Here is a 904-nt window from a genome sequence, read left to right as displayed (position 1 = left end):
AGAAAATCCTAAAGTTGTTGCTACTTTTTTGAGGAGATTAGCTGCACCATTGATATCGGCATTAACTAATAAACCATCGTGAGTTGAGTCATAATATTTGCCAGCCTCTCATATCAAGTTCGGATCGTCAGTTATAGCGCTTCGCGCAGGCAATAGGCAAGTCGGCAAGTCGGCAATAGGAAATAGGCAATAGGCAAATAGGCAATAGGCAAATAGGCAAATAGGCAATAAGGCGATAGGCGATAGGCAATTGAATCCGAACGATTCTGGCGGGCGTGAGATTCACTCAGATCGAAAATGACAGCACGACTGGGGCGATTTTTATATCTCGTCAACCGGCGGGGGGGATTGCCACTGTCGGACATCGCACGGGGTTTGTCGCCGTTCGATTTGGGGTGGCGATCGCTTGGGTGCCGAATTTTTGTCGCGATCGCAGTATCAATTTTTGACAGGTTCCGGAGTCGGCTTTTTCGCCGTTTCGCCGCGGCGATTAAACCACTCGACTCGGCGGACTCCCAAGTGAGCGGGGCGCTTCGGATGGTGTTCGATCGCATTTTTTTGATAGCCGTTCCCAGGGGGGGTCAGCAGAACCGGTTTCGGCTCAAAAAAGTTTAACGGTGCCGGCACGGATGTCCGATACAACCAGGTTCGCCCCGGAACGTACTGCTGAGATTCTAGCCACCGGCGATCGGCATAGGAACGCAAATCCAAACTGCGATAGACATAACCCGTGCAGGGAGAACCATCCGGATTCCGTTCTCCATTCGCTTCTCTGGCATGAAGGCGGTAATTTCCCACAGTGATAATACCTCGTCACGTAAAACTTTTGGGAGGGTTGGAAGCTCCGTGATTGATCGCGGAGAGGAAAACCGACTCAAGCGGCTTTAGCCCCCAGCACCCCCTT

1 protein-coding gene is annotated in these 904 nt (G+C 51.4%); it reads right to left on the bottom strand.

Going from position 1 to position 904, the window contains the following annotated elements; genetic code table 11:
- Positions 1-438: 438 nt before the first annotated feature.
- Positions 439-798 (bottom strand): hypothetical protein, encoded by a 360-nt coding sequence (locus AC0QHF_RS09775; protein ID WP_324704017.1) that lies wholly within the window; start codon positions 796-798, stop codon positions 439-441.
- Between the last annotated feature and the right edge of the window lie 106 nt (positions 799-904).

Source organism: Lyngbya sp. CCY1209, assembly GCF_055795065.1.
Note: the sequence above shows the minus strand (reverse complement) of the source record. Positions and strands in the feature narration are given on the sequence as shown.